Origin of the sequence: Larsenimonas suaedae, assembly GCF_023712105.1 — a bacterium.
GTDB lineage: Bacteria > Pseudomonadota > Gammaproteobacteria > Pseudomonadales > Halomonadaceae > Larsenimonas > Larsenimonas suaedae.
The window spans coordinates 1127680-1141576 of the sequence record NZ_JAMLJI010000001.1; the positions used below are offsets into that span (position 1 = coordinate 1127680).

Annotated in this window: 10 protein-coding genes; 5 read left to right on the forward strand and 5 right to left on the reverse strand. The window is 60.9% G+C overall.

The features are described from left to right. Entirely contained in the window at positions 1–2112 is a 2112-nt protein-coding gene (locus tag NAT49_RS05305) for a methyl-accepting chemotaxis protein (protein WP_251591390.1), read from the reverse strand. 340 nt (positions 2113–2452) lie between these two features. Between NAT49_RS05305 and NAT49_RS05310 the strand changes: the two genes are divergently transcribed. After that, positions 2453–4177: a sodium:solute symporter family protein gene (locus NAT49_RS05310; protein WP_251591392.1), complete on the forward strand. Its 1725-nt coding sequence runs from the start codon at positions 2453–2455 to the stop codon at positions 4175–4177. Positions 4178–4271: 94 nt separating this feature from the next. On the opposite strand, the gene NAT49_RS05315 is transcribed toward NAT49_RS05310, so the two are convergent. Further along, positions 4272–5735, reverse strand: a complete 1464-nt coding sequence (locus NAT49_RS05315) for a catalase (protein WP_251591394.1) — start codon at positions 5733–5735, stop codon at positions 4272–4274. 440 nt (positions 5736–6175) lie between these two features. Between NAT49_RS05315 and NAT49_RS05320 the strand changes: the two genes are divergently transcribed. The 4 genes from NAT49_RS05320 to cyoD are packed head-to-tail and all read left to right on the forward strand — an operon-like array spanning position 6176 to position 10315. After that, positions 6176–7162 (forward strand): cytochrome ubiquinol oxidase subunit II family protein, encoded by a 987-nt coding sequence (locus NAT49_RS05320; protein ID WP_251591396.1) that lies wholly within the window; start codon positions 6176–6178, stop codon positions 7160–7162. Next, positions 7159–9264 carry a cbb3-type cytochrome c oxidase subunit I gene (locus NAT49_RS05325; RefSeq protein WP_251591406.1) on the forward strand — a complete coding sequence of 702 codons (2106 nt, stop codon included), beginning with the start codon at positions 7159–7161 and terminating at the stop codon, positions 9262–9264. The genes NAT49_RS05320 and NAT49_RS05325 overlap by 4 nt, the downstream gene beginning before the upstream one ends. Then, entirely contained in the window at positions 9261–9896 is a 636-nt protein-coding gene (locus NAT49_RS05330; protein WP_251591413.1) for a cytochrome c oxidase subunit 3, read from the forward strand. The genes NAT49_RS05325 and NAT49_RS05330 overlap by 4 nt, the downstream gene beginning before the upstream one ends. Then, a complete protein-coding gene (gene cyoD, locus NAT49_RS05335; RefSeq protein WP_251591415.1) occupies positions 9896–10315 on the forward strand; it encodes a cytochrome o ubiquinol oxidase subunit IV in 420 nt (139 codons plus the stop codon). The genes NAT49_RS05330 and cyoD overlap by 1 nt, the downstream gene beginning before the upstream one ends. 50 nt (positions 10316–10365) lie before the next feature. Here the strand turns inward: cyoD and NAT49_RS05340 are convergent, their stop codons facing one another. The 3 genes from NAT49_RS05340 to solA all read right to left on the reverse strand — a co-directional run bounded on the left by NAT49_RS05340 (position 10366) and on the right by solA (position 13871). Beyond that, positions 10366–11157, reverse strand: a complete 792-nt coding sequence (locus tag NAT49_RS05340; RefSeq protein ID WP_251591418.1) for a PhzF family phenazine biosynthesis protein — start codon at positions 11155–11157, stop codon at positions 10366–10368. Positions 11158–11226: 69 nt separating this feature from the next. Further along, on the reverse strand, positions 11227–12669 hold the full coding sequence (gene hemG, locus NAT49_RS05345) for a protoporphyrinogen oxidase (RefSeq protein ID WP_251591426.1): 1443 nt from the start codon (positions 12667–12669) through the stop codon (positions 11227–11229). 20 nt (positions 12670–12689) lie between these two features. Beyond that, entirely contained in the window at positions 12690–13871 is a 1182-nt protein-coding gene (solA, locus tag NAT49_RS05350; protein ID WP_251591428.1) for an N-methyl-L-tryptophan oxidase, read from the reverse strand. Positions 13872–13897: the final 26 nt, after the last annotated feature.

Below are 13897 nucleotides of genomic sequence, written 5' to 3' on the forward strand. Positions count from 1 at the left end.
TTATTGACGCTCCGTCACAGTGCGTTCGCTTGCCTCGGCAGTGGCTTCGGTCAACTGATGAATCGAGCGCTCGACCAGTGCGGCGTTTTCGAGCTGCGCCTGGGTGGCCTGGGTAATTTCATCGATGGAATGGCTGGTGGATTCGATGCCCTTGACGATGCGCTCGAACGAGGAAAGCGCCTCGCGAGTAACCCGGTGCCCTTCTTCGACGCGGCGATTGGATTCGCTCAGAAGACGATCAATGCTGCGGGTGGCCTCCGAGGATTTCTCGGCAAGTTTTCGCACCTCATCGGCAACGACCGAGAAGCCCAGCCCATGCTCGCCGGCACGGGCCGCCTCAATTGCCGCGTTGAACGCCAGCAGATTGGTCTGGTTGGCAATGTCACCGATCACCTGCACGATCGCGTCAACGTCTTCAGAGGACTTGCGGATCGCCTCCATGACCTCGGCCGAGCGCTCGAGCGTCTTGGCCCCCTGGTGGGCCTCATCCTGATTGGTCGAGGCAAGCTTCTGGGTAAGACCTGCGTTTTCGGCGATTCCGTTGATCGACGTATTCAGGCTAACCACACTTTCATTCATCGACAGCGCCTGATCACGAATTCGCTCCTCGAGGCGCACCTGTTTCGAGATGTCGGTCGCGAACTTGATGATCTTGTAGGGCTTGCCGTTGGCGTCAAGAATCGGGTTATAGGTGCCCTGAATCCAGACAGTGCGCCCGAACTTGCCAAGACGCTGAAAGCGGCCGCTGAAAAATTCGCCCTTGCCCAGTTTTTTCCAGAAATCCCGGTAACTTTCGCTTTGAACGTACTCGTTCGAACAGAAGATACGGTGGTTCTGGCCTCGCACCTCCTCGAGGCTATACCCCATGGTGTGCAGGAAATTTTCATTGGCCGTGAGAATATTGCCGGAAAGATCGAATTCGATTACCGCTTGCGCCCGATCAATGGCGCTTAAACGCCCCTCAAGCTCCGCGTTCTGATGCTTTCGCTCGGTCACGTCGGTGGCGAACTTTATGACCTTGAACGGCCGGCCGGACATATCGAAAATCGGGTTATACGTTGCCTGAAGCCACAGCTCGCTCCCATCGCGCTTGCACCGCCTGAACTCGCCACTTTTAAACACGCCCCGGCCCAGTTCATCCCAGAAGCGGGCGTATTCACTGCTTTCGGCGTAGCGCGTGTCGCAGAACATACTGTGGTGCTGGCCCCGGATCTCATCGAGCCGATAGCCGGTGGCCCCTAGAAAGAGGTCGTTGGCGTCCAGAATATAGCCGGCCATGTCGAACTCGATTACGGCCTGAGAGCGCTTGATGGCATTGACCTTACCTTCGAATTCGGCGTTTTGAAGCTTGCGCTGGGTAATGTCCTGGGCAAACTTGACCACCTTGTAGGGGTGGCCGCTGGCGTTCAGGATCGGGCTGTAGTTGGCGTGTAGCCACACCTCCTCGCCGTTTTTACGAAGCCGTTTGTAAACGCCCTGTACGTGTTCGCCCCGGCCGAGCCGGGTCCAGAAATCGCCGTAGTCGGCACTTTGCCAGAACGATTCCTCACAGAACATGCGGTGATGCTCGCCGAGCACCTCATTGGCCCGATAGCCCATGGTTTTCAGAAAATTATCGTTGGCAGCAAGCACAATGCCGTCGAGGTCGAACTCGATCATGGCCTGAGCACGGCTAATGGCCGCGACCTTACCCTCGAACTCGACATCGTGGTTTTTCTGCGCGGTGGTGTCCGAGGCGAACTTGACCACACGAATCGCGTTGCCCTGTTCATCGAGCACCGGGTTGTAGGTCGCCTGCAGCCAGATCTCCCGACCGCCCTTGCCAATGCGGCGATATTCGCCGGAATCGAACTCGCCCCGTCCGAGCTTTTGCCAAAATGCCCGGTACTCAGGCCGACCGATCTCATCGGAATCGCAGAACATTCGATGGTGCTTGCCCTTGATCTCAGCAAGCTCATAGCCGACGCAATCGAGGAAATTCTGATTGGCATCGACAATGATGCCCTCCGGCGTGAACTCGACGACCGCCTGTGACCGATCGATCGCCGCTCGAAGGTAGTCCTGTTCCCGACACGGATTTGGGTGTTGCTCGCAGTTGGAGGCGCTTGTCATGGCTATTGCTGTCCTTTTCTGATGACACGATGACGTCAGCCGTCTGCTGCCGAGCGACTCAACGGGTGCGCGGCGCCACTTGGACGGTTGCGAATTGACAGCTATATCGACGCAATGAACCAGGCCTTTACCGATTAAAGCAGTACTTATGTCGCATCAGCGCACACTCGAGTACGCCATGGGGGAGTTTCATATTTGCTTTATCAGAAAAGATTTGATTTTACCCAGGGGACGTCGTTCATACTGCGCCCGACGCCGCACTGAGAATGCCTGGAGCGGTCAGGCTTTCTATCATCGACGGTCGCATCAAGACTCGCACTAACAACAAACGAGCATTTTCATGATCTACACGGTTTCCATCCTGCTTAGCCTGGTGGGCTATTTCATCATCGGCAATCTGGCCGGCCGGCGCGTTCAACATCTGGACGACTACCTCGTGGCCGGTCGCAACGCGCCGACCTTTCTTATTCTTGGCACGCTGGTTGCAAGTTATTTGAGCACCAGTGCGTTTCTGGGCGAAACCGGCTTTGCCTATCAGGGCTACCCGTTCGTCATGCTGATCTTTGCCGCATTGAGCACCTCGGGCTGCCTGCTCGGCGCGCTGGTATTCGGCCGCTACCTTCGCCGCAGCAAGGCGTTGACGGTGCCTGAGTATTTCGGCAAGCGCTTCAATTCCCGCCAGGTGCAGCGCATCGCCGGCCTGACCACTGTCATCGGGCTTGGCGCCTACCTGCTTGGCGTCATGCAGGGCGCGGGCATCATGTTCCAGGAACTGACGGGCCTGCCCTATTGGGTCGGGCTGGTGCTTGTGTGGCTGACCTACACCGGCTTCATTTTGTACTCGGGCTCCCCGGGCGTGATGCTCACTGACACGATCATGTTCGTGATCTTCTCGCTCGCCGCGCTTGGCGGGTCGCTCTACATCATTCATGACCTGGGCGGCTGGCCCGGCGCCGTCAGCGGCCTGCTCGATCAGACCGACAAGCCCGGCATCGCGCTCTGGCACGGCGTGCTCGAGGGCGAAGGCAGCACCTTTTCCTCCCCCGGCGAGGCGCTGATTTGGGGCGTGACACTCGGCCTTGTGTGGGCGGCAGTGCTGGCCGCGAGCCCGTGGCAATCAAGCCGCTACCTGATGGCGCGCAACGAGCACGTTGTCATGCGCTCGGCGATGCTGACCGCGGTGGCGCTTGCGGTGTTCTACGCGCTGATGATGATGACCGGCGCGGCGCTCAACCTCTATAACCCGGATCTCGAGGGGGAACGCGCGATGATCTGGGCGGCGATGAACGTTTTGCCGCCGTGGCTTGGCATCGTGATCATTACCGGCGTATTCGCCGCCGGGCTGTCGTCCTGCTCGACCTTCCTGTCGATCATCGGTTTCAGCATTTCAAACGACATCCTGCCGGCTTCGAGCAGCGACGCCGCCGCCATGCGGGCAAGCCGTCTCGCGATTCTGGGCGCGGGTCTGATCGCGCTGATTCTGGCGCTGTTTCAGCCGCCGGCGGTGATGGCGGTGGTCTGGTTCGCGGCAACGCTTTTTGCCTCGTCCTGGGGGCCGGTGGCGCTGATGAGTGTGTGGAGCAAAACGATTACCGCCGCCGCCGCCGGCTGGGGATTGATCGTCGGCTTTGTCGGCAACCTGATTCTCTCGCTGATGATTCAGGCCGAATGGCTCGAGCTTCCGGTCTATCTGCACCCGGTGCTTATAAGCACGATCGCGGCGCTCATTGCCATCGTGATCGTGTCCCGCCTGACCAGGGTAAGCGAGGAGGAGCGGCGCTACCGCGAGTTCCTGCACCACGACGATACCCACGGCCTTCCAAGCTGGGCCAACGGCTCACGGCTGGTGGCGCTGTGTACCATGCTGTCGGGCATTGGCGTGGGCGTGTTCCTGTGGCGTCAATACGCCGACACACTTGCATCGCTTGCCTCGCGTTACGACATCGCCTCTGTCGATGTGACCGGGGCCTACGTGCTCGCGGTCGGCTGTGGCGGCATGCTCTTCATGGCCGGTGCCGTCGGCTTCTGGGTCGTTCGTCGGCATAAATCCGATCAGCCGGGCTAAAGCCTCGGCATTCAACGCGCCTTGTCATGCATAAAAAAACCCGCGCTTTCGCGCGGGTTTTCTTTTTTCGATCACTTACCGGTACATGCCGGGATCAGCCGTTGCGGTTGGCCGTTACGCCGTCACGCACACGCTTGCCGATGGTGGCATCGACGTTGTCCCAGTATTCGAACACGCGTGAAAGCACCGGCTCTTCGACATCGGCGCTGACGTGGCCGACGATGTTGCTGACCAGACGGTCACGAGCGGCATCATCCATGACCTTGTTGACCAGATCGTTGGCCTGACTGAAGTCGTCGTCGTCCTGGCGCTTGGTGTAGGCCGCCCGCACGAACTCGCCATCGGCTTCCCAGGTGGCGTCTTCCGGATAGCGTTCCGGTTGCGCCGCCGCGCCGCCCTTGCTGTTCGGGGCGTAGACGGGGTCGCTTGCCAAACGAATGCGCATTGCACCGCCCTTGGCGTAGCTATTGACCTCGTTGATCGGCGTATTGACCGGAATGTGCTTGTAGTTGACCCCAAGACGCGCCCGGTGGGCGTCGGCGTAGGAAATGACACGCGCCAACAGCATCTTGTCGGGTGAGAAGCCCGTGCCCGGGACCGAGTTGTTCGGCTCGAACGCGGCCTGTTCGATCTGGCTGTGGAAATCGGTCGGGTTGCGATCAAGCGTCAGCTTACCGACCTTGATCAGCGGATAATCCTCGTGCGGCCAGATCTTGGTCAAATCGAACGGGTTGATGCGATAGGTCTTGGCATCTTCGAACGGCATGATCTGCATGTGCAGCGTCCAGGACGGGCAGTCGCCATTTTTGATCGAGTTGAAGAGATCACGGCGGTGATAGTCCGGATCGGTGCCGTCCATCTTGACCGCTTCTTCCTGGGTCATGCACTCGATGCCCTGGTCGGTCTTGAAGTGGTACTTGACCCAAAACCGCTCACCGCCTTCGTTGACCCACATGTAGGTGTGGCTCGAATAGCCGTTCATGTGGCGCCAGGTGCGCGGAATACCGCGATCGCCCATCAGCCAGGTCACTTGATGCGCCGATTCCGGCGAGAGCGACCAGAAGTCCCACTGCATGTCGTGGTCACGAAGACCATTGTCGGCGCGGCGCTTCTGAGAGTGGATGAAGTGCTGGAACTTCAGCGGGTCACGCACGAAAAAGACCGGCGTGTTGTTGCCGACCATGTCGAAGTTGCCCTCTTCGGTGTAGAACTTCAGTGCGAAGCCGCGTGGGTCACGCCAGGTATCCGGGCTGCCACTTTCGCCGGCAACGGTCGAAAACCGGGCGACCACCTCGGTCTTGGCCCCTTTTTGCAGGAACTTGGCCTTGGTGTATTTACTGACGTCTTCGGTTACCTCGAAATGGCCGAATGCGCCGCTGCCCTTGGCATGCGGCTGGCGGTCGGGAATCATTTCACGGTTGAACGCCGCCATTTGCTCCATGAGATAATGGTCATGAAGGACAATGGGGCCATCAGGGCCGACCGAGAGGGAATATTCGTCACTGGATACCGGAATACCGGCATCTGTAGTCGTAGGCTTTCGATCATCGTTAGACACGGTCAACTCTCCATAAAGCTAATCAAGGCATCCTGCCTTTGGGTCGACAGACATTCGTGTTATCCAATGCCTGCTCAGGGCACCCTTGTTGCATTCTGATCCGCTGGCATCAGCGTAGTCGCTTTAACGCCTCGATGCCTTGTCGGCCATAGCACCGAACGCCGGATAACCACACAGCCGCCCTCGTGCGGGCCTTATGGGGTCAAACCCCACGTGCTCGCCCCACCTCTGTCCGCGAGCCCCCGTCACGCCTTGCTTTTCACCAAAAATAAAATTGAAAAAATATTTTTGATAGCCCAAGGCTATCAAAGCCATCTGAAAGCCTCATGTTCGCAATCGGCTTTGAAAGATGACGCAACCTCTTCAATACTAAGGCTCACCTAAGGGAGTGGCAGGATCCTCCACCCCCGACGAATCAAACATGGATGTCGGAGCCGTCAGTGAATTCCCCACCCTCCTTATACCGGCGAGCGGCCTTTCGCTGGCTGCTTTCGCTCGTCGCTGTATCTGCTTTCACGCTTTTAAGCGGCTGTGATCGTCTTCCCGGTTTTCTGAATCCGGGCGGTCCGATCGCACACGCTCAACGCGAGCACCTGGGCTTCGTGATATTGATGGTCATGATCGTGGTGCTTCCGGTGCTTGTGCTGACGCCCTGGCTGGTCTGGCGCTACCGCTACTCGGGCCAGGCGAGTTATCGCCCGCGCTGGAGCTTTTCCAAGCTGATCGACGTGTTGATCTGGGGCGTACCAGTGATCGTTGTCGGCGTACTGTCGGTGGTGCTGTGGCAAAAGACGATCGCCCTCGATCCTTATAAACCCATCGAAAGTGACAAGACGCCGCTCGAGGTGCAGGTAATCGGCTTTGATTGGAAGTGGCTGTTCATCTACCCGGACCAGGGCGTTGCCACGCTTGGCCGGCTTATTCTTCCGACCGACCGGCCGGTGTCGTTCACGCTGACCTCGGCCACCGTGATGCAGACGTTTTTCATTCCGGCGCTGGGCAGCCAGATCGACGTCATGAATCGGATGGTGACGCGCCTTCACCTCATCGCCGAGCGCGAGGGCGATTTCATGGGCCGCAACATTCAGTACAACGGCGAGGGCTTTTACAAGCAGCAATTCACGACCCAGACCGTCAGCCAGAACCGGTTTGATACCTACATCGACCAGATCCGCACCCAGGGTCACACGCTTGACCAGGGCGCCTACGCGCTTTTGAAAGCGCAAAACACCTGGAAGGACGTTGCCAACGCACTGAGCGATGACCCGCCCCCGCCGGCGCCGATGGTGGCCTTCAGCCAGGTTCCGGACGGCCTGTTTCACGCCATCGCCCGGCACCAGCCGGTCGATTGGGCAGGCCTTGCCGAGTCAAGCGACGCCGCATCGAATACGTCAGAGCGCGCCATTCAAGAGAGGAACACCCAGTGACCGACGAGTCTTCATTTCTGCTCGGCCGACTCGGCTGGGACGCCCTGCCGTTTTGGGACATGATCCAAAACCCCACTCGGGAATCCATCATCAACGGCATTATTGCCTCGGGCGCCGCCGGCATGGTGGTGCTCGGCGCGCTTGCCGCCGCGGCGCTGATCACCTGGTATGGCAAGTGGAAGGTGCTCTGGTGCGACTGGCTCACAAGCGTCGATCACAAGAAGATCGGCATCATGTTCATCGTGATCGCGCTACTCATGCTCTTGCGCGCCGTGATCGAGGCCGCGTTCATGCGTGCCCAGCAAGCCTTCGGCCTCGGTGGCGGATTTCTATCGCCCGAACACTACGGACAGCTTTTCACCACCCACGGCACCATCATGATCTTTTTCATGGCAATGCCGTTTCTGACCGGGCTGATCAACTTCGTGATGCCGCTTCAGATCGGCGCCCGGGATTTGTCGTTTCCGGTGCTCAATTCGGTAAGTTTCGGCCTGACCGCCGCCGGCGCCGCGCTGATGATGATCTCACTGGTTCTGGCGCCGTTTTCAACCGGCGGCTGGACCGGCTATCCGCCCTTCACCGAGCTTCAGGCCAACCCGGGGCCGGGGGTGGATTACTGGATCTGGGGGGTGACGCTCTCGACGCTCTCCTCGACCTTTTCAGGCATCAACTTCGCCGTGACCATTTATAAAAAGCGCGCCCCGGGCATGACCCTGATGCGCATGCCGCTGTTTTGCTGGACCGCGCTTTGCACCTCGATTCTGATGATCTTCGGTATGCCGCCACTGACGGTGGCCACAGGCCTTCTGGCGCTGGATCGCTACCTGGACTTCCACATGTTTACCGCCGACCTCGGCGGCAACATGATGAACTACATCAACCTGTTCTGGGCCTTCGGCCATCCGGAAGTCTACATCCTGATCCTGCCGGCGTTCGGGGTGTTCTCGGAAGTGTTCTCGACCTTCTCGGGCAAGCGCCTTTACGGCTACACGGCGCTGGTGATCGCGACCATGGCGATTGCGGTGCTGTCGTTTACCGTTTGGCTCCACCACTTCTTTACCATGGGGCAAAGCGCCCACATCAACGCCGTGTTCGGCATCGCGACCATGCTGATCGGCATTCCGACCGGGGTGAAGATCTTCGACTGGATGCTGACCATGTATCGGGGGCGCGTGCGTTTGACGGTGCCGATGGTCTACGCCGTGGGCTTTCTGATTCTGTTCTCCATCGGCGGGCTCTCCGGCATCATTCTTGCAACGCCCAGCATCGACTACCAGATTCACAACTCGCTGTTTCTGGTCGCCCACTTTCACAACATGCTCATTCCGGGCCTGCTGTTCGGGATGCTGGCCGGCTACACCTACTGGTTCTCCAAGGCGTTCGGCTTCCAGCTCGATGCCCGCTGGGGCTATCGCGCAGCCTGGAGCTGGATTGTCGGTTTCATGCTGGCGTTCTTTCCGCTGTACGCCCTTGGCCTTCTTGGCATGCCGCGGCGAACCGTGGCGTTTTTCGACCCCGTCTATCTGCCCTGGACCATCGCTGCGGGCCTTGGCGCACTGATCATCCTGTACGCGATCGTTTGTCTTATGGCGCAGCTCTGGGTCAGCATCAAGCGCCGCGACGCCCTCGCCACCCCCGGCGGCGACCCCTGGGACGGGCGAAGCCTTGAATGGGATACGCCCTCCCCGGTGCCTGAATACAATTTTCCGGTGCTGCCGCAGGTCAACAGCCACGACGCCTTCTACCGGCAAAAATGCGACGGTGCCCCGCATGAGTCCCCTGCACGCTACGAGCCGATCACTATCCCTAAGAACACCGCCATGGGCGTGATCATTGGCGTAAGCGGCACCGCCGTCGGCTTTGGCTTGACCTGGCACATGTGGTGGCTGGCCCTGGCGTTCAGCGCAGTGGCGCTTGTTGCCATGATCGCGCGTGGTTTCGCGCGCAACACCACCTGGACCCTTGACGCCGAGGCGATCGAGCGCCAGCAACGCGCGTGGGCACATCAGCTCGAGCAGTTCGAACCGATCACACGTCAATGGGAACAGAGCGAGGCCAACCGCGGCGTACCCGTTCCGCCCAACGAAGGAGCGATTCAATGACCACGCACACCGCAGGCGCCTCGACGCGCCACCCGGGGCTCAATCTGGGCGAGCCGCACGAGGAGGCTCACAGCGCCAACGAAGAGCTGGTGTTCGGGTTCTGGGTCTTCATGATGAGCGACTTCATCATCTTCGGGCTGCTGTTTGCCACCTACGTCACCATGCTCGGCGGCACTGCCGGTGGCCCGGGCCCGAGTGACCTGCTGGAAATGAAGGGTGCCTTCATCGAAACGATGCTGCTGCTCGCCAGCAGTTTTACCTTCGGGATGGCGTCGCTGTCGCTTAAATACCATCAAGGCACGGCGAAACTGATCGGCTGGCTGGTGGTGACGCTTCTACTCGGACTCGGCTTCCTCGCCCACGAGCTCAAGGACTTTCACACCATGATCAGCGAAGGCGGCTACCCCAGCCGCAGCGGCTATCTTTCAGCGTTTTTCTCGCTGGTGCCACTTCACGGCCTGCACGTGGCCGGGGCGTGTCTCTGGATGCTGGCGATCTTCGGGCAGATGGCGGTTCATCGCATCGATACTCAGGTCAAGACCGGCCTCACCCGGCTTGCAATTCTTTGGCACTTTCTCGACATCGTCTGGATCGTGATCTTTTCGCTGGTGTATCTGGGAGGACTGACCTGATGCGCGCGCACGAGTCAAACGCTCAAGACACCCAGACCCTTGATCAGAATACCGACCAAAACACGCAGGCGCAGCAACGTGGCCACGATGACGAGGACCTGGCCCGAGAGCGCCAGCGCGATTTTCGAAGCTACGGCTGGGGGCTTTTTCTATCGCTTGTGCTGACGCTGATTCCCTTCGGCGTGGCCGCGTTCGTGCCGCTGCCATCGATTGCCCACTGGATCATCATCGGCGAATGCGCAGTGGTTCAGATCATCGTGCACTTTCGATTTTTCCTGCACATCTCGTTTTCACGCAACACCCGCGAAGACCTGCAGCTGATCCTGTTCACCGTGCTGATCATCACCATTCTCGCAGGCGGTACGCTCTGGATTCTGTTCGATCTCTACTACCGGATGATGCCCGGTATGGCGCCCTAGGCTTCACAAAAAAGCGCCCATAGGGGCGCTTTCTACGTCAATGAAACGCTTTAGCGCGCGTCAGGAAGCGTGACCACGGCTTCAAAATAATCCACCGCCTGGCCGACCAGTCCGACGCGCTCGCCCTCGACCACGCACGTAAGCTCACCCAGGCGCTCTGAAACCTGGTGGGCCGTAAGCGTGGTCTTGCCAAGCCGCTCGGCCCAGTAAGGCGCCAGCTCGCAGTGCGCCGAACCGGTGACCGGGTCTTCCGGCACATCGAGTTCGGGGAAGAACGCCCGGCTGACAAAATCCACATGATCACCCGGGGCGGTGACCACCACGCCCCGCTTGCCAAGCCCATGCCAATGGGAAAGCTCGGGCGCGAGCGTGCGCACCTGCTGCTCGTTTTCAAGCACCACCACGATATCGAACGCCGCATGAACCTCGGTTGGCGTCACGCCAAGCCCTTCGAGCAACGCCGATGACGCCTCGAACGGCTCGGGCATCGCGGCCGGGAAATTCATGCGGTAGCCCGAATCGAGCTTCGAGACAAAAAGCGGGCCGCTTCGGGTGTCAAAGCGAAGCGTGTGCTCGGTCGCGCCCAGATGGGTAAAGATCACGTGGGCGGTGGCAAGTGTCGCGTGCCCGCACAGATCGACTTCATCCCTGGGCGTGAACCAGCGAAGCCGATAGCCCTCGCCCTCCGGCACGAAAAACGCGGTCTCGGACAGATTATTTTCAGAAGCGATCGCCTGAAGCGTTGCCTCTGGCAACCACTCGGTCAGCGGGCACACCGCCGCCGGATTGCCCTTGAACAGCTCGCTCGTGAACGCGTCGACCTGGTACATCGAAATGCGCATCTCATCTCCCTGACGTGTGTCAGCACCCGCTGGTGCTGTGTGATTGTTTCTGGCCTGGTCGTTTACGTTTTAGCGCGCAGGCGCTAGCCGCTCACCCAACCGCCGCCCGTTTTCAAGACAATCGCCGACCGCGATGCCGTCGCGCCAGTTGCCAACAAGCGAAAGCCCTTCATGGTATGCCAGTGCGGCGTCCAGCGCTTCGATCCGCTCGAGGTGGCCGAACTCGTACTGCGGGATCGCCTTCGGCCAGCGCTGCACCCGGCTCCAGACCGGCTCGCCGCGAATGCCCAGCAGGTCGCGCAGGTCATAGAGCACCTGCGCCACCTGCGCGTTGTCGTCCCACTCGGCCACGCCCGGACGACGGCGCCCGCCCATGAACCCGGTCAGCAGCACATGGCCGTCGGGGGCGCGGTTCGGGAAAAGCGTCGAGGAAAAGAGCACCCCGAGCGTGGTGCGCTGCTCGCGGTTCGGGATCAAAAGGCCGAAGCCATCGAGCGGGTGCATGATGTCTTCCGCCCGAAAGCCAAGCGCAACGGCGTTGACCGAGGGGTAGACGATTTCCTCGAGCGGGCGGGCAAGCGCGGGGTCGATGGGCTCGAGCAGGCGCGCACTGACGTGCGCCGGCACCGCCAGCACCAGCTCGCTGGTCGTGAAGCGTTGATCATTCGTCTCGACGCACCACCCCCCACTTGTACGCTGTATGGAGGCCACCTCACAGCCAAGATGAATGCTCGCCGCCGGCTGGGCCTCGATGCGCTCGGCAAGCCGGTCCGTCAGGCGGCGAAGCCCGTCTGGAAAGCTGACCAGCTGGCCGCGCCACTCGGGAGGCAAGGGAGACGGCGTGCGGCGTGCCTTGATGAGCCCGGTGAGCCCGCCGCGAATCAGCGAGCCGTATTTCTGCTCAAGGGCCACCAGCCGTTTCATGGCCGCCGGCGCCGATAGCCTGGAGGGGTCGCCGGCGTACACCCCGGACACGAACGGGTCGACCATGTAATCGAGCACGCGCCGGCCAAGTCGGCGCTCGACGAAGGCGGCCAGGCTCTCTTCCCGCTCCGGGGCGCTGCGCGCGAACGGCTCGCGAAGTACCTGGGACCAGCCTTTAGCACCCAGAAGCGGGTTGGTCACGGCATTCAATGGGTGGGTCGGAAGCGCGACCGGCGCCCCCTGATAGGCAACAAACCGCTTGCGGGCGGCGGTGTTGGCGGGCTGCGCCTCATCGAGCAATTCAAGCTCTTCAAGAAGCGCATAAAGCGGCGGCTTCATCATCAGCGTGTTGGGGCCGATTTCGGTCTGCCAGCCGCTGTCGCGCCGAGTGCCGATGTTGCCGCCGACCGTATCGCCTCGCTCTAGAAGCGCCACCCGAAGCCCGCGTCGCGCGGCCGAATGCGCCGCAGCAAGCCCGGTGGCGCCGGCACCGACGATGACCACGTCCCAAGCGTTTTCGGTCGTGTCCTGTTTTTTGCCCTGCTCTCTAGTCATGCCCTGTTCTTCCATTGTCCGTTCGGTCTGCATCCAGCCGCGTGCTCCAGGCGTTAGAGGGTAAAGCGCGATAGCCGAAACGCCGACAGCGACGCCGCCGGCTGCGCGGTTAAAAGCCAGTGGGCGAGCGCCTCACCGAGGGCGCTGGCGAACTTGAATCCATGGCCTGAAAAACCACCGGCCACCATTAGACCGGGCCGGGGCTCGTCGATAACGAAGTGCTCATCCGGGCTTCGAACGTAGTGACACACCACGCCGTGACGCACTTCCCCAACGCCCGGCAGGTAGCGCTCGATGACTCGGCGAAGCTCCGCCTCGTCATCACCGTGGGCCCCGAACGGCATTAACGGGTCGTCGGGAGCGACCGGCTGGCCGCCGTCGTGACGGCCAATCTTGAACCCCGCGCCCTCAAGGTCGGGAAAGCCGTAGAACACGCCCTGCTCGGGGTCGGTCAGGCTAAACCCCGAAAAGCGCTCGGGAAGGTAGCGGTCATCGGCCTCGAACCAGGCAAATGTCTTTCGAATTCGAGTCAGCGGCAGCGTCACGTCAAGCGTGTCGGCAAGCGGCGCCGTATGCGCCCCGGCCGCCAGCAGCACCCGTTCGGCCGAGAATGTACGGCCATCGGCGCAGTGGGCGACAAAGCCGCCCTCATCTCGCGCGCTCAGTCGCACAACGCGCGCGCCGGTCACCAGCTCGGCATGCCGTGAGCGCTCGACGCGCCGGCGCCAGGCGGCGAGTATGCGCTCGATCCACAGCACGCCGGCCTCGGCCTCGAAGCAGCCCCGCATGGGCTCACTCAGCGCCCAGCCGGGAAAGCGCTCGGTTACTGCGGCCGCGTCCAGTGTGTCAAGCGAGAGCCCGTGCGTCGCCGCACTGTGCTGTACCTGACGCACGAATGGCGCCGAATCAGGACCAACGTTGATCACGCCCGTGGGCAAAAAAAGTGATTCGCCGGTCTCGCGTTCGAGCTCTCGCCAAAGCGCAAGAGCGCGCCGTGCAAGGGTGACGTAGCCGGCGCCTTCGCCGTAGGCCAGACGAATCAGGCGGGTCTGCCCGTGGTGCGCTCCGTGCGCGTGCGGTGGGCTGTGAGCGTCGAGGACACGCACTCGAGTCGCATCGTTGGTGTGCGATGCGGTATCAGAAAGCTCGGTGGCGGCAAGGGCATCGGCGGTGGCCAGCCCCATGCTGCCCCCGCCGATGATCAGATAGGGAGTGTGCGTAGATTGGATCGCCATCGACGGCTCCGTGCCCGGTGTAAGGA